Here is a 15,410-nt window from a genome sequence, read left to right on the forward strand (position 1 = left end):
CACAAAAACTAAATTTTCATAACTATAGTTATTAGCACTGCTAAGCTAATTATAATCATGGTAGCTCTTAAAAACTTTCCGCCGATAATTATAGTCTCTTGTTTTTTATATTCTTTGAACGAAACGATGGATGGCAGCAAAAGAGCTACAAATAGTCCACAATATCCAGAAATTGCTGATGCAGTAACAAAAATATTTGGATCGAAGTTTGCTACTATCCAGCATGGTATATAAACTATCAATCCTCCAATAAGTCTATTTGAAAACTTAGGTTCAAATTTTAAACTATCTACCCATATATCTATAAAGGCAATTGATAGCCCAATAAATGATGAAATTAGTGTGATATTAAAAAACATCTTAAGTAGTAAGTTTGTTGTATCACCAAAATTATAGTGACTCAAGACTGTTAAAAGTTCATTTAATGATAATCGAGCTCCAACTTCATTTGAATATGGTTGAATAATACTAACCACTATTGTTACCCAAAGGGTAGTAGCTATAAAGGTAAGACTTACTGCTGTGATAATAATCCACTTTGTATAAATAGTTTTTTCTTCCCCAACATAGTTTGCTAAACTGGGAATAATTGCTTGATAGGAGAAAACAAAAAGTATTATAGAGAAGCCTTCAGAAAAGTTTTGAAAAGACCTAATATCAAAACCATGGAAAAATGGCATCTTAAATAAAATTAAAAATAAAGCAATAAATAAAACAATAAGTTTAAATCCCATTATGATTCTGTTCAATTTATCAGCATATTTAATCCCACAAATAATTATAAATCCTAATATTATGGTAAATGCCAAGCTAAGCACAGCTTGCTCAAAAGGAATATTGATATTAAATAAAAAAGTATTCTTAAAAATAGCTGGACTGGCGCTAATATATGCTGTGATAACTGTATAAAGTGCTATTGCTGCAATTATTATAACTATATATTTACCAGCTTTTCCAAAGCTGTGTTCGGCAATAGAGCCGAAATTGTTTTTATTTTTAGGAAGTTTTAAGCATATTTCTAACGTCAATAACCCTGATATTAGCATGATAGTATATGCAAAAATCATAAAAATATATGTTAATGTAAGTCCAAATTCATATGCAATAAGAGGTAAAGCTAATATGCCTCCTCCTATCATACAACTTGTTACTAATAAGACACATCCTGTAAATTTAAAAGTGCTCATAAATTACCTTTATGATTTTGTTATTTTGATGATTAGTGCATAATTCTGAGTTTGTATAGTATTGATTAGGCCCACTATGAATATAATGTATAAAAAAAATTATTACTAATCTTCAGCTAGCCCTTTAAGGTGCTCAAGTACAGCTTTTGAGAATCCATCTTTAGATACATTATAACCACCTTCAAGTAAAGAGATAATAGGGCATGTATTATTTGTTGAGATAAGCTTTGATTTTATGTATTTTGACATCTTGTAATATGCAGAATCACTTAAACCTTCTCCATCTTCAAATTTAGCTATTGGATCACCACTTCTAGCATCAAATCCAGCTGAGATAAGTACAAGATCAGGGGTGAACTTATCAAAAGCTTCATCAATGCTCTGATAAAACTTTGGTAGATATATCTCATCTAAAAAATCTTTGCGTTTAAAGTGTATATTTTTTATAAAACTATTCGAGTTATTTGCTTTGCCTGATATTGTGCCAAAGTTTTGTGGATCACTATTTGGAATTTCATTGTAATATGGATAAATGCTAGCATTATGTAGCGAAATGAAATAGATATCAAAATCTTTAAATTTTGCTGCTATATAATCATGTTTTGCATCAAAGAAAACATTTTGCGTTCCATTACCATGGTGGTAATCCCAATCTATAATAAGAATAGATTTCTTGTCAAAATGCTTATATGCTAAAAAAGATGCAAAAGCTACATTGTTGAAGTAGCAGTAACCTTCGCCAACTTGATATCCACCATCAAACTCATCATCTTTACTAATGCCTCCAGCAAAGCTATGATGACCAGGAGGGCGCATAGCATAAAAGGAAATCTGCCCATCCTGTATTGATTTACAAAGAGTTTCATTTAATGCTTTTAAAGGCAAAGATGCTGCTTCAAATTTAGATGAGTTTTTAACTTCATCAATATGTTGTTGTGGGTGTAAAACACCTATATGTGATTTAAACTCGTTGTTAAAACCATCGGTATCAAGTATGTGAGGTTCAATAATATCTAAGCTTTTTGCCTTATCAAAAGCTAGTTTTACTATATCTAAGCGTTTGGGTTGTTCATTAGAACCTTCAAAGTTAATATGCTTTTTGAAAAGATCAAAGTTATGGAAGAAATTTATTTTACTCATAATGTATCAATTTAAAAGACCACTAAAGAAATTAAAATCGTATTTATCTTTAAATTCAATAGTTTTGTCTGCAATATTTACATTTTTTTGAGAGCTCTCTACTTCTGTTACAATACCAGCCTCAATTTTGATTTTAATTTCTTGATCATCTTTTGTATAAGTTTTTGTAAAGGGTAGGGTTTTCCCGAAGCGCCATTTCCAATCTTTTAAGTTATTTATTTCTTGATCGATAATTTCTTGATTTTCTAACGGAGTCTCTTCGTTAATTAGACTAAGCTCAACAGATGGGAAACTTTTGATAAAAGAACCTGTGATATCTTGGGTTTGTAAGTCTGGTTTTATTTCAGATAGATTTAGCACTTTCGAACGATGTGATTTAACCCCTTTTGTATCTAAAGATTTATCAATAGGCTGGTGCAGATAGTTATATAGTTTGCTAGTATCTGCATTTATCAAAAGAGTACCATGGTGAAAAGCACGATCTTTTTTTTCTCTAAAAGCACTACCTGAAACTTTATATGTGAAATCATTATGATCGATAACAATATCATTTCTTTCATTAGGATAAACTTCTATGCCTAATTTTTTAATAGCATTACAGACTAGTTTAAGATTAGCTTTTACATCATGCTCTTTTTTAGGTGAGATAATAGTGTAATTCAGGTTGCCATAGTCGTGATAAACGGTTCCACCGCCACTTTGACGACGAACTACAGGGATATTATCATCTTTCATTGCTTTGAGGTTACATTCTAGCCATGGGTTTTGGGCTCTGCCAATTACGATACAAGGCGCATTTTGCCATAAGAAAAGGATTTTTTTATCCTGAAGTTTCTCTAAGAAAAGCCAATTTTCAAATGCTAAATTAAAATAAATATTATTGCTTTGAGATATATAGATATTCATTTGTTATTAAATATTTTCGCTTTGTAATAAGTATAAGGTTTTATTGGTTCTATAAAAGAGTTTTGTGATATAATTTTTCGTTATTAGAGAGAATTTTAAATTACTAAATATAATGTCGACTATACAGCAGACTTTAGAAATAATTAAAAGAGGGGCTGATGAAGTCCTTATCGAAGAAGAATTAATCAAAAAATTAGAAAAAAATAAACCTTTAATCATTAAGTTTGGTTGTGATCCAACTGCTCCAGATATTCACTTAGGTCATACAGTAGTTATTAATAAATTAAAACAGTTACAAGATTTAGGTCATGAGATTCATTTTTTGATAGGTGATTTTACAGCTCAGATAGGTGATCCAACTGGTAAAAATGCTACAAGGCCTCCTCTTACAGCGGAAGAAGTTGCTGCAAATGCTGAAACATATACAAATCAAGTATTTAAAATCTTGGATAAAGAGAAAACTATTATTCGTCGTAATGGTGATTGGTTTGATAAAATGTCTGCTAGCGATATGATAAAGCTAGCTTCTAAATCAACAGTTGCAAGAATGCTTGAAAGAGATGATTTTTCAAAAAGATATAAAGGTGGTCAGTCGATCTCAATTCATGAGTTTTTGTATCCTTTGGTACAAGGCTATGATTCTGTAGCAATGAATGCTGATATTGAGCTTGGCGGTACAGATCAAAAATTTAATTTACTAATGGGTAGAGAGTTACAAAAACAACAAGGTCAAGAGCCTCAGATTATTATTACAATGCCATTACTAGAAGGGCTTGATGGCGTTAAGAAGATGTCTAAATCTAGTCAAAATTATATAGGTATTGAAGAACCAGCTAATGATATTTTTGGTAAGATTATGTCTATATCTGATGAATTAATGTGGCGTTATTATGAGCTTTTGAGTTTTAAATCATTAGATACTATAGCTAAGTTAAAAGAAAATGTTGCAAATGGAACAAATCCACGTGATATTAAGATAGAACTGGCAAAAGAGCTAATAGAAAGATTCCATTCTAATGAAATGGCTGAAAAAGCACATCAAGATTTTATTCAAAGGTTTCAAAAAAATCAGATACCTGATGATATAAATACTGTAGAATTGACAGAAGAATTACCAGTGGCTAATCTGTTGAAGGAAGCTGGTCTTGTTGCTAGTACCTCAGAAGCTAACCGTATGATTAAACAAGGCGCTGTTAAGATCGATGGTGAGAAAGTTAGTGATAGCAAGGCATTTTTTGGTAAAGGAACGGATAATGTCTTCCAAGTAGGAAAGCGTAAATTTGCAAAAATTATTATAAGATAAGAGGTGTATAAAAATGGATAAGTTTTTATCAATATTTATGGGTGTATTAATAATTGTAACTATTATTACTATATTTATTAATCTATTTCCTATAGCAATTAAGGTATGTATAATTTCTGCCATTATTAGCGCGATAATTTATATTGTGCTGAAAATGATAGAGAAGTTTAGTGATTAATCTTTTCTTTTAAAATTTATTATTTGCCTACGTTGTTTTTTTGTAGGCTTTTCTGGACTTGGTAAGTTAGTAGTTTTTCTAAGAGCTGCTTCTTTCTCTCTTTTTTCTATACTTTCAGATGTTTCTGTATAGAGCTTTTGAGCTTCAGTAGCAGATTTTCGAACCTTATCAAGGGCTTCAACAATTACAGTCTTTTTTATATGTGACTGCTGTATTTGATATACATCTCCAATATTTACAGTTTTACTTACTTTTGTTTTTTGCCCTTGGAAGTGTACTTTACCACCTTCAATTGCTTTTTTAGCTAATGCTCTGGTTTTATAAAATCTAGCAGCCCATAGCCATTTATCTAGTCTTACGCTCATATTTTTTAAAAGAATATTCTAATGATCTGATTATAGCTAATAATTACAAGCATTTTAACTAGTTTTAAAGTCTGGTATGCTAAGAGACAGTTTAATTTGTACAAAATAATAAAATGGAAAAAACTATAAATCTACATAAAATGAATACATCTCTAGATGAATCAAATAATGCTATTTATTATTTAGATGATATTTGCATCAATGACTATATTGGTCAAAATTTAAAAATAGAGTTTTTAGATGAGATAAATTGTGTATCTTGTGGAGCTAAAACTAAAAAAAGCTATTCTCAGGGGCATTGTTTTATGTGTATGAGAAAGTTGCCTGAGTGTGATATTTGTATAGTTAAGCCTGAGTTATGTCACTTTGCAGCTGGGACTTGTAGAGACTCTGGCTGGGGTGAAGAAAACTGTATGAAGACACATATAGTCTATTTAGCAAATACTGGAGATACTAAAGTAGGTATTACAAAGCTAAAAAATGTACCATCACGATGGATAGATCAAGGAGCTAGTCAAGCTATCCCAATATTTGCAGTTGAGAGTAGACTAATATCAGGTTTAGTTGAGGTTGCTATCAAAGATCATATTTCTGATAAAACAAATTGGCGAAAGATGCTTCAAGGTGATCCAGAGAATAGTGTGAATTTTGCTAGTTTAAGAGATGAATTAATGGAAAAATCTAGTGAAAAAATAGCTGAAATAAAAGCTAAATATGGTGAAAATAGTGTCGAACCTGTTGATGGTAAGATTCAAAATATTAACTATCCAGTGTTAGAGTATCCAACAAAAATTAAATCTTTCAATTTAGATAAAGATCCTATAATTGATGCTAAGCTTATGGGAATAAAAGGGCAGTATCTAATATTTGATACAGGAGTTATAAATATCCGTAAGTTTAGTGGTTATAAATGTAATATTTCTAGGTAGAGTTTATGAGTAAGGTTGCTATTATTGGTGGTGGAGCAAGTGGTATTATTAGTGCAAAAATATTGCTGGATAGAGGTTTTAATGTAACTACTTTTGAAAAAACTAATAATGTTGCTGGAGTTTGGAATTATAATGATAAAGATGGTGCTCTATATAAAAATCTTAGAACTAATTTACCTAAAGAGATTATGGTTTTTGAAAATCAACAAATTCCATATAAATCTGAACAGTCATTTATAAGCTATCAAGATGTCAGAAAATATCTGGAGCAAAATGCTAAAGTTTGGCAAATTGATAAGCATGTTTGTTTAAACTCTGAAGTAATTAGCCTAAATCCATTAGATAAATTAGATAAAAATCCTGTGTGGCGAGTTACATATATAAAAGATCAAATAAGATATCAAGAAGACTTTGAGTTTATTATTGTAGCAAATGGTCATTATAATCAACCTAAAATTCCTCAAGAGATAGTAGGTTTAGATAGTATCGATAATAAAAATATTTCTCATAGTAAATATTATAGATCGCCCAACAATCATGGAAGAAGGGTTATGTGTGTAGGATACTCTTCATCAGGTATGGATATTTCTAGAGAATTATTTGAAAGTGGCAGAGAAGTGTATGTTTCATTACGAAATTTAGATAATAAAAAAGAATCGTATAATCTTAATGATGTTAAAAGAGACATAAAATTTACCTCATCATTAAGAGAAATAATATGTGCAGAAAATGAGTGTATAGTAATAACTGATAATGGTAACAAAATTCATGTAGATGAAGTGATTTTTTGTACTGGTTATAAATATGACTTTCCATTTTTATCTTGTGATTTAGTTTCAACAGATAACAATATTGTTCAACCATTACTCAATCAGCTGCTTCATGAAAGGTATTTAAATCTTGGATTTATTGGTCTTCCTTGGAAAACACTACCATTTGTTTTATCTGAATGTCAGGCAATTTTTTTAGCATGTTTTTGGAGTCAAAGCCATAAAGGACAAGTAGAAATTTTAGCAAATATGGAAGATAGCCAAAGCCATAAGACTAGATTTGAAGATGATTTTATAAAATATTTCCACATGCTTGGAGATCAACAATGGACCTATAATCTTAATTTACTTGATCTGGTTGGTCAAAAAACTATATTCAGAGAACAAAGAATAAAATTAATAGAGCAAGTATATAATAATGTTCATGAGTTAAAACTAAAGTACCCGTTTAGTTTTCGTGATGCTGTATATAAAGTGGACTATATTCAAAATAACTATACTAGAATAAGCAACCATAAATAACTTGTCATATAGTTACAACTTTAAAAATTGATAGCTGAATTAATATACATTGATAATAAAAGGGCAGTCAACATGCTCTGTGTATTGGCAGCTGAAGTTTTTAAGATAATGATTTGGATATTTATAGATATGGAGTCTGTTATTTGATTGTATAGTTGATGTAATTATGTGTCCTTCTATATTTGAATAATAGTAACATTTTAAATCACATAAATTACTTTTACAGTCTACTAGATTAGCTCCTTTAAAGGTTAGAGGGTACTCTGGAAATTGTGAATGTGTTTGATCAGTTGCTATCCAAGAATATTTAAATTCATGATATTTAGTCTTTGCTGTAAGCTTTTGGTTCTTTTGAATAAAATCTTGAGGAGAAGGACAATAATAAGTAATAGGAGCTGCTATAAGAAAATTAGTCAAAAATAAAAGTATTATACAAGCAAAAAAATTATTAAACATAGTGTTTGAAAATTTATTTCGTATTAAGATGTGAAATTTATTGATAATACTAACTAATTAGATGTAAAAAATAAATATAAAACCACAATTATTAATCATAATTCATAGCAATTAAAAATATGAGCTAATGAAATTTAGACATAAAAAAAGCCCACATTGCTGTGAGCTTTAATTAATGGCGGAGAAAGAGGACGTCACCTATTAAGTTTAATTTTTACCACTTTAGTTCAAAATAGTTCTCTAAGCCAATAATATCAATGCATACGGCTATTAATAAAATCTTATTTAGTATTGAAAAGTTCGTATTAATTCGTTACTATCCACTTATTATAGTAGGGTATTTAGTAGGGTAGGAAATATCATGAGGATACCAAAAACACTTAGTCATAAAGAGGTTGAAGCTTTAAAAAAAATAACCAAAGGACCAAGACAATTATGTAGTGTTGGAGGTGTAGAAGGTCTTCATCTTCAAATAACTAATAGCGGAGCTAAATCATGGATATTTAAGTATACTGCTCTTGGAACAGGTATAAATGGCATAAAGCAAAAAAGAAAGGAGATGGGGTTAGGTTCATTTCCTTTAGTCAAGTTAAAAGATGCTAGAGAGTATGCTAAAGAATGTAGGTTACTACTTTTGAATGGAGTCGATCCTATTGCAGATAGAAAAGCGAAGCTCGATATAATCAATCAAGAAGAACAAAAGAAACAAATTACTTTTGAATATGTAACTAGGTTGTGGCTTGAGAAAAAATCACAGGAATGGAAAAATCCAAAAGATTTTCCAAGATGGACAAGAGCTTTTGAAAGAAATATATTTCCAACTCTTGGGAAAATGCCAATAAGTGAAATTACACATACACATATTACAGAAACTTTGAAGCCAATCTGGACAGAAATACATGATACATCAACTAAGTTGAGATCGTATATTTCTAATATCTTTGATTTTGCTATTGCATCCAGTCTCTATCATGAACTTAATCCAACACCATCTAAAAAACAGGTTGAGGTTTTATTACCATCTGGAAAACTCACACAAAAAACTAGTCATCATCCTGCTTTGCCATATAGTCAGCTACCAAGTTTTATTAAAGATCTTAAAGCTGAAGCTTCAATACCATCTTTAGCTTTAGAGTTTGCAATTTTAACGGCTAGTAGATTTGGACAAGTAGCAAGAGCATCTTGGGATCAGTTTGATTTTAAAAAAAATGTTTGGATTATTCCAGCTGAAATAATGAAAGGTTCGGCAAGCAAGGCTAAATCACATACAATACCTCTATCTAAAAGATCTATAGAAGTACTTAAGAATGTGAAGAAATTAGCAAATAACAAACTAGTGTTTCCAAATACTAAGGGTAATCAAATATCAGATAAAGCCTTGAAGAATGTTATTTTGAATCTTCATGAAAATTTAAAAAAGAGAAATACAGATTCTAAAGGCTATATTGATCCAGTTTATAATAAAGTTATAACACAGCATGGTTTTAGATCTACATTCTTGAATTGGGTAACTGAGAAAAGTAATTATCCTTTACATGTCGGAAGAATGGCTTTAGCCCATGAAATCGAAGATAAAGTAGAAGCTGCCTATAGAAGAGGAAATTTACTAGAAAAAAGAGCTTTACTAATGGAGGAGTGGGCTGAATATATGAACTAAATTGAATAATACAAGATTCAAAAACCCATAATTATATCATACTTGTCAAGGACAGTTTTTGTATAAATAGTGTCCTTTCTATACTTTCAATATTATTAAATAATATCTCATGTATACAAAAGTAGCCGGTAGTGTTCAATCGCTTTCGAGAGCATAAAAGAATTATGAGATTAATAACTATGGAAGAAGAATATTTAAAGATAGATGAAGTCCTGAAGATAATAAAAAAGAAAAAAACGACTCTTTATGCGTATATCGCGAGAGGGGATTTTCCTAAGCCTATAAAGGTTTTTGGCAATAGTCTATGGCTAAAATCTGAAGTTGATAAGTTTATGGCTAGTTTCGTTGAGCAACGAAATAAGAAGCAAAAACAGTTTAGAGATGTTGAGGAGGCTAATTATGTTAAATAAAAACTCAGATCAGCAATTTGATATGAATAACATAAGTTCTATTTTGATTAATGAAGCTGAGTCTGTGAATTGGACATTAGATAAAATTAATGAGCTTACAAATAAATTTAATCAGGGAGAGATTTCTGATAGTAAATATAAAAAAATGAAACAGTCACATTTAGATATGTTGAACTTCTTTATTAAAAGTTCAATCAAAAAAAATCTAACAGATGAAAATACAGATGTAGTTGAGAGCATAGATCAAAGCATTGGTTTCTTTGAGTTTTGCAATATTGTTAGTTCAGCATATAAGGAGATCCAGAACCAAGTAGCATCTAAAAAAGTTCAAGCATTATCATGGGATGAAGTAGTTGCTAAGGATTTAAGATCTAAAGAATTTTTGCTTGAGCCTATCATAAAAGAAAAAGATTTAATAATGGTATACGCAGAACGAGGTGTAGGAAAAACGCATTTATCTACAGGGATAGCTTGGGCAATATCTACAGGTACAAGTTTTCTCAGTTGGGAAGCTAATAGATCTGTAAATACATTATTTATAGATGGAGAAATGCCTTTGGTAAGCATAAGAGACAGATTAATGAATCTATCTAATGGACTTTCCAATAGCCAATTTAAAATTGTAAGTCATGATACTTTATTAGCTGATCAGGTAATGCCAGATCTATCAACCCTAGAAGGACAAGACTCTCTCGAAGATCTTGTTGATTGGGCTGATTTTATAGTTTTGGATAATTTAGCCACTCTTTGTCGTAGTGGTAGGGAGAATACAACAGAAGCATGGCGTATTACGCAAGACTGGTTGTTGAGCCTTAGAGCTAAGGGTAAAACTATTCTTTTGGTAGATCATGCTGGCAAAAATGGAACTAATAGAGGTTCCTCAGCCAAGCAAGATGTGTTGGATACTGTATTGTGCTTAAAGCATCCTTCTGATTATGAGTACGAGCAGGGTGCTCGGTTTATAGTGAAGGTTGAGAAAAATCGTAATGGCGAAAAAATTGAGGATATAGAGGTTCACTTAGTGAATGGGCATTGGAATATTTCGACTGCTAAGCAATCTAGAGATGAGCGAATAATTGAAATGTATCAATCTGATATGACTCAGAGAGATATAGCACAAGAGATGGATTGTAGCCTTGGATTAGTTAGTAAGGTTGTCAAAGCGTACAAACAAAATAAAAAGTAGTGTTCACGTTATTTTTGTCTAGAGGTTGTGAACAATGAACATTTATAGAACATGAGAATGTACATAGTATGAACAAGATAATATTTAAGCTAAAGGCTTAAGCAATATCTAGCTTTTAGTAATTTAAAGTGTAAACAAAAATATGAAAATTTTGTGAACAGAGGTGTTCATATAGTGTTCATTTTGTCTTTCTAGAAAATATAAGTGTGAACATGATTTAATAAGGAATTTATTATGAAAAATCAAAATATATCTAAAGATATGTCAACTATAGGTATTACATTTTATCTGGCAGTATCGTTACCGATAATCTCATGCATAGTAATACTTTTATCATATAATATAGACGGGTTAGATATGGTCTTGTCTACTATATCAAGCCTTGTTGATTATTCAGGCTTTAAGACAGATGGGGGCTGGTATTTTAGATTATTGTTACTATTACCAGTAATATCTATTTCTCATTATATTGGATTTAAAATGTTACAAAATCAAGAGACAACATTTGAAATTCAATTGCTTCAAGGGCTATCAGTAATATTCTACACTATTATAATCTCTATATTTTTTATAGGTGTAGGCTGGGTGATGGCAGTTTATGTTACAAGAGCCTTTAGCTATATGCATTTTTTTGGCAATCCAATAGAACGATTTAATCAGATTATTAGTGTTAATCCTTACTTAAGGGCTTACGATCTACTATCAAATTATATATGGACTAATATTGCTATTTTCTATATTGCTTTATTAGTGTTTATAATAATACAGTTTGTCTTATCAAAAACTTTATATGCTAAAAAAATAGAGCCATTTTTTTCTCAGTATATGACAGAAAAAGCTAACAATAATAGAAAAATAGAAGGGATTAAAAGCTCAAAAGATGAATTAAATGAACTAGATATTAAGCTAAAAAAGCTAAAAACTTTTGAGCCATCAAATTTTTTTAATAAAAATCACACATTCATAGCTAGAGATATAGAAAATAAAAAACCTATATATATAGATGATAAAAAAATTATAAATAAAGAACTACCACATTTTGCGATAGTTGGAGCTAGTAGTTCTGGTAAAGGAGTTTTTTCACAAGTTTTTTTAGTACAGATGATTTTAAAGAATCAATCTGTAATTGTTTTTGATCCGAATGATGATGATCATATGATGAAAAATCTTAAATATAATGCTGAAAGAATGGGTAAAAAATTTCATCTGATAGATTTTAATGACTATGAAATTCCACAAATTGATATTTTACAACAATGTAAAAAAGGCGAATTTAGAAGGCTAACAAATGTATTATTTCCAGCACTAAAAATTAGAAATTCAGAGGGTAATTATCATGCTAAGTTCTCAAGAAAGGCTAGAAGAGTATATGAAAAGGTACTAAAAGAAGCAGATGAAGTTAAATGTATGTATGACCTACATAAACAAGTTTTTGAAATATATAATGAGGATTATTTCAGAGCTGATAATGGAGATATTCCTCAGTTTGTACAAGAATTTTTAGATTTTGCAGATATTCCAATGTTTAAAGTGAAGGAAAGTATATCTATAGCAAAAGCAATTGAAAATGGAGATGTTATATATGTTTCATGTCCTGAAATGTCAGAGGATGATGAGATTACATATCTATGTAAGGCTTTTTTTGTAAGAGTTTTACAGATCATAAAGTCTAGAAGGTTAGAGGATACTAATCATGTTTTCTTATTTGTTGATGAGTTTGCTGAGTTTGTTAATAAAACCGTAAAATCAGCAATTGAACAAGTGCGTAAAAAGAGGTGTACTATTCTAATGAATATGACATCATTTGAAAGCTTAGATGGTATAGATTCTGATGTTAAAGGATCAGCGGTTATAACTACAGTTAAGAATAATTCTCTAAAACTTATTTATCAACAGCCACATGAAGATCTGTCTGAAAAAGCCAGTAAAATGACTGGAGAGAAGATAGTTAATATTGAGCATAACCATATAAAAAGAAATGAGGCCTTACAAGAAATAAATCAAATAATGGAAACCACTCAAATTCCTCAAAAGGTAAATATTTATAGTGCAACAATGCTTGCTAACTTACCTCCTAAGGTTGGTATATTTGTTGGTCAGGGATTACCTAGATTAGTCCAAACAGAGGTTCTTAAATATCCAGAAAGCGTAGAATTTCCAACGGTTCTACAAGCTGAACCTTATAGTGTCAATGACTCTGAAACAAACTCAGAAGATGATAATGATATTATGGGGGCTTTATGATTGAGACTAGAGGTAGAAAAGATCTTATAGAACAAGGCAATAAACGAGTTAAGTTTGCCTTAGATTTCTTAGCTGATGAAGTTTATACTAATAGGCAGATCTTAAAAGAAGTGACTGGTATTACTTCATCTCAAGGTATTGGTGGATTTATCAAAAGACTAGAAAAACTAGGTTTTGCTAGAGAGATAAATTTACCTAGTGTAGAAGAAACTAATAAAACTTATAAGATAATAGGTATTACTTCACAAGGTATGGCTGAAACTAATCATCTTGATAGAAGAGGTTTTGAGATAAGTAAACTTAAACATAGTCAGCTATTACATAAGTTTCTTTGTCAGCAGATACATTTACAAGTAATTAAACAAAACCATAAATATATCAGTGGTAGATGGCTAACTGATGACTGGTTTGGTGGCAAAAATGTTAAAAGACCTGATGCAATTATTATTACAGAAGATAATCAAAAGATAGCTATAGAAGCTGAGCGAACAATAAAAAGTAAATATCGCTATCAGCAGATAATAGTTCAATATCTGAAAATGATAAAAGCTAATCAGATAACTAAAGTTAGATATGTGATGCCAGATCAAGCTAAGGCTCAAATGGTTGAAAAAGCTATAAAGTCAATAAAATCAGTGACTATTTCAACTAATGGGCAGAAACGACAATTCAATCTAACTGAAGATGTTTGGAAATGGTTTGAGTTTACACCTATATAAATATGAAAAACTTGAACATTTTATTTTTATCTAATCTTTAAGTTTTTGATTTCTTATATGAGAGTATATTGTTAAATAAAGAAGTCCAAAAATAATAGAAAAGCTGGAAGCTAATAATATAGCAATTTTGATGCTATTCATAAATTGTTCCTGTGAAGCCAGATTGGCAATAAATAGTGCCATTGTGAACCCAGCTCCTGCTAGTATTGCTCCTCCAGTCAATAATCCCCAATTTAGATCAGCTGGGAACTTAGCAATTTTTGTAACTACAGCTAGCCAACTAAATAATAATACACCAATAGGTTTACCTAAGGCAAAAGCTATGAATATAGAAAATATAAGATAGCTATTTATATTCTCAAATGAGAGAGTTATGCTTGCATTTGCTAGTATAAAAAGTGGAAGTATAACAAAATTAACCCATGGATGTAGAGTTACTATTAATCTTTCTATAGGTGATAATGATTCACGAATAGCTATTTCTGCCATATATAAGGTATGCCTATCTTTAGTATCATAACTATTTTCCTTATTTGTAGGATGAGATGTTACATTATTAAGAATATTATATAACCTTGTATCATCAACCCATCTTCTAGAAGGAGTCATTAAACCTAAAATCACCCCTGCAATCGTAGCATGAATTCCAGAGGCATCAAACAAAATCCATATTATACATCCGATTACAAGATATATTTTTAGATCACGAACACCAGTTATAGTCATCAAACGAATTATGATTAATACACTTATTGCTAGTATAATTATCAACCAATATAAACGATGACTATAAAAAAAAGTTACCACAAGTATAGAACAGACATCATCAACAATAGCTAAAGAAAGAAGAAAAATACGTAAGCTATTATTAATTCGAGAACCTAATATCCCCAAAGCTCCAACAACAAAAGCTGTATCTGTAACCATTACAGTAGCCCATGAGGATATTTCTGATCTACCTTGTAGTAGAATAATATAAATTATTACAGGTACTAACATTCCACCGAATGCTGCTAATGTGGCAAACATACCTTCGCGAAACTTGGCTACTCCTCCAAAGGCAAAATACCTTTTTAATTCAAGCGATATGATGAAAAAAAATAGAGTCATTAATCCATCATTAATCCATTCTTTTATTGATTTTGAAAAATCATAAGAACTTATATGAACCCCAAGTTTTGTTTCCCAAATTTGACTAAAACCATTAGCCCAAGGAGAATTTGATATAATTAAAGCTACTATTGTAGAAAATAATAGTATTAATCCACCTATAGCTTCTATATGTAGAAAGCGAGATAGTGGATTTGATAGTTTGTTTATAAATTCTTTAGGTAAGCGTGCTGACTTTACCTCAGAGTCATGTATTTTACTCATGTTTACAACCTTTATATTAATAACTTGCTAGAAGAAAATATGATGACTAAAATGTTGGATTTAT

The 15,410-nt window shown here is 30.4% G+C and carries 14 protein-coding genes; 8 read left to right on the top strand and 6 right to left on the bottom strand.

Going from position 1 to position 15,410, the window contains the following annotated elements; all coding sequences use genetic code 11:
- Positions 1-8: 8 nt before the first annotated feature.
- The 3 genes from QI37_RS00135 to QI37_RS00145 all read right to left on the bottom strand — a co-directional run bounded on the left by QI37_RS00135 (position 9) and on the right by QI37_RS00145 (position 3,233).
- Positions 9-1,187 (bottom strand): aromatic amino acid transport family protein, encoded by a 1,179-nt coding sequence (locus QI37_RS00135; RefSeq protein ID WP_040007463.1) that lies wholly within the window; start codon positions 1,185-1,187, stop codon positions 9-11.
- A gap of 105 nt (positions 1,188-1,292) precedes the next feature.
- On the bottom strand, positions 1,293-2,327 hold the full coding sequence (locus QI37_RS00140; RefSeq protein WP_040007464.1) for an arginase family protein: 1,035 nt from the start codon (positions 2,325-2,327) through the stop codon (positions 1,293-1,295).
- A 6-nt stretch (positions 2,328-2,333) separates the two neighbouring features.
- A complete protein-coding gene (locus QI37_RS00145; RefSeq protein ID WP_040007466.1) occupies positions 2,334-3,233 on the bottom strand; it encodes a lipoyl protein ligase domain-containing protein in 900 nt (299 codons plus the stop codon).
- A 112-nt stretch (positions 3,234-3,345) separates the two neighbouring features.
- On the opposite strand from QI37_RS00145, the gene tyrS reads away from it, so the two are divergent.
- Complete coding sequence (gene tyrS, locus QI37_RS00150; RefSeq protein WP_040007468.1) at positions 3,346-4,536, top strand: tyrosine--tRNA ligase; 1,191 nt, start codon at positions 3,346-3,348, stop codon at positions 4,534-4,536.
- A gap of 174 nt (positions 4,537-4,710) precedes the next feature.
- Here the strand turns inward: tyrS and QI37_RS00155 are convergent, their stop codons facing one another.
- Positions 4,711-5,079, bottom strand: a complete 369-nt coding sequence (locus QI37_RS00155) for an RNA-binding S4 domain-containing protein (protein WP_040007469.1) — start codon at positions 5,077-5,079, stop codon at positions 4,711-4,713.
- A gap of 113 nt (positions 5,080-5,192) precedes the next feature.
- Between QI37_RS00155 and QI37_RS00160 the strand changes: the two genes are divergently transcribed.
- A complete protein-coding gene (locus QI37_RS00160; RefSeq protein WP_040007470.1) occupies positions 5,193-6,008 on the top strand; it encodes a DUF2797 domain-containing protein in 816 nt (271 codons plus the stop codon).
- Between the two features lie 5 nt (positions 6,009-6,013).
- Positions 6,014-7,300: an NAD(P)-binding domain-containing protein gene (locus QI37_RS00165; RefSeq protein ID WP_040007471.1), complete on the top strand. Its 1,287-nt coding sequence runs from the start codon at positions 6,014-6,016 to the stop codon at positions 7,298-7,300.
- A 39-nt stretch (positions 7,301-7,339) separates the two neighbouring features.
- Here QI37_RS00165 and QI37_RS00170 read toward each other — a convergent pair whose 3' ends face one another.
- Entirely contained in the window at positions 7,340-7,756 is a 417-nt protein-coding gene (locus QI37_RS00170; protein ID WP_040007473.1) for a hypothetical protein, read from the bottom strand.
- A 361-nt stretch (positions 7,757-8,117) separates the two neighbouring features.
- Between QI37_RS00170 and QI37_RS00175 the strand changes: the two genes are divergently transcribed.
- From QI37_RS00175 to QI37_RS10040, 5 genes are all read left to right on the top strand, one after another.
- Positions 8,118-9,413, top strand: coding sequence for a tyrosine-type recombinase/integrase (locus QI37_RS00175; RefSeq protein WP_052399108.1), 1,296 nt, complete (start codon positions 8,118-8,120; stop codon positions 9,411-9,413).
- A 164-nt stretch (positions 9,414-9,577) separates the two neighbouring features.
- Entirely contained in the window at positions 9,578-9,823 is a 246-nt protein-coding gene (locus QI37_RS00180; RefSeq protein WP_040007474.1) for a helix-turn-helix transcriptional regulator, read from the top strand.
- Entirely contained in the window at positions 9,813-11,009 is a 1,197-nt protein-coding gene (locus QI37_RS00185) for an AAA family ATPase (RefSeq protein ID WP_081946963.1), read from the top strand. Before QI37_RS00180 ends, QI37_RS00185 begins: the two co-directional genes overlap by 11 nt.
- A gap of 234 nt (positions 11,010-11,243) precedes the next feature.
- Entirely contained in the window at positions 11,244-13,253 is a 2,010-nt protein-coding gene (locus tag QI37_RS00190) for a helicase HerA domain-containing protein (protein WP_040007475.1), read from the top strand.
- Entirely contained in the window at positions 13,250-13,972 is a 723-nt protein-coding gene (locus tag QI37_RS10040; protein WP_081946964.1) for a TriL protein, read from the top strand. The genes QI37_RS00190 and QI37_RS10040 overlap by 4 nt, the downstream gene beginning before the upstream one ends.
- A gap of 30 nt (positions 13,973-14,002) precedes the next feature.
- Here QI37_RS10040 and nhaA read toward each other — a convergent pair whose 3' ends face one another.
- Entirely contained in the window at positions 14,003-15,346 is a 1,344-nt protein-coding gene (nhaA, locus tag QI37_RS00200; RefSeq protein ID WP_040007477.1) for a Na+/H+ antiporter NhaA, read from the bottom strand.
- Positions 15,347-15,410: the final 64 nt, after the last annotated feature.

The organism is Candidatus Francisella endociliophora (assembly GCF_000764555.1).
GTDB lineage: Bacteria > Pseudomonadota > Gammaproteobacteria > Francisellales > Francisellaceae > Francisella > Francisella endociliophora.

What these genes read in the sequence shown, in the direction of transcription:
- QI37_RS00175 (WP_052399108.1), top strand. Translation starts at nt 8,118, where the DNA reads ATGAGGATACCAAAAACACTTAGTCATAAAGAGGTTGAAGCTTTAAAA.
- QI37_RS00165 (WP_040007471.1), top strand. Translation starts at nt 6,014, where the DNA reads ATGAGTAAGGTTGCTATTATTGGTGGTGGAGCAAGTGGTATTATTAGT.
- tyrS (WP_040007468.1), top strand. Translation starts at nt 3,346, where the DNA reads ATGTCGACTATACAGCAGACTTTAGAAATAATTAAAAGAGGGGCTGAT.
- QI37_RS00180 (WP_040007474.1), top strand. Translation starts at nt 9,578, where the DNA reads ATGAGATTAATAACTATGGAAGAAGAATATTTAAAGATAGATGAAGTC.
- nhaA (WP_040007477.1), bottom strand. Translation starts at nt 15,346, where the DNA reads ATGAGTAAAATACATGACTCTGAGGTAAAGTCAGCACGCTTACCTAAA.
- QI37_RS00160 (WP_040007470.1), top strand. Translation starts at nt 5,193, where the DNA reads ATGGAAAAAACTATAAATCTACATAAAATGAATACATCTCTAGATGAA.
- QI37_RS10040 (WP_081946964.1), top strand. Translation starts at nt 13,250, where the DNA reads ATGATTGAGACTAGAGGTAGAAAAGATCTTATAGAACAAGGCAATAAA.
- QI37_RS00145 (WP_040007466.1), bottom strand. Translation starts at nt 3,233, where the DNA reads ATGAATATCTATATATCTCAAAGCAATAATATTTATTTTAATTTAGCA.
- QI37_RS00185 (WP_081946963.1), top strand. Translation starts at nt 9,813, where the DNA reads ATGTTAAATAAAAACTCAGATCAGCAATTTGATATGAATAACATAAGT.
- QI37_RS00140 (WP_040007464.1), bottom strand. Translation starts at nt 2,327, where the DNA reads ATGAGTAAAATAAATTTCTTCCATAACTTTGATCTTTTCAAAAAGCAT.
- QI37_RS00170 (WP_040007473.1), bottom strand. Translation starts at nt 7,756, where the DNA reads ATGTTTAATAATTTTTTTGCTTGTATAATACTTTTATTTTTGACTAAT.
- QI37_RS00155 (WP_040007469.1), bottom strand. Translation starts at nt 5,079, where the DNA reads ATGAGCGTAAGACTAGATAAATGGCTATGGGCTGCTAGATTTTATAAA.
- QI37_RS00190 (WP_040007475.1), top strand. Translation starts at nt 11,244, where the DNA reads ATGAAAAATCAAAATATATCTAAAGATATGTCAACTATAGGTATTACA.
- QI37_RS00135 (WP_040007463.1), bottom strand. Translation starts at nt 1,187, where the DNA reads ATGAGCACTTTTAAATTTACAGGATGTGTCTTATTAGTAACAAGTTGT.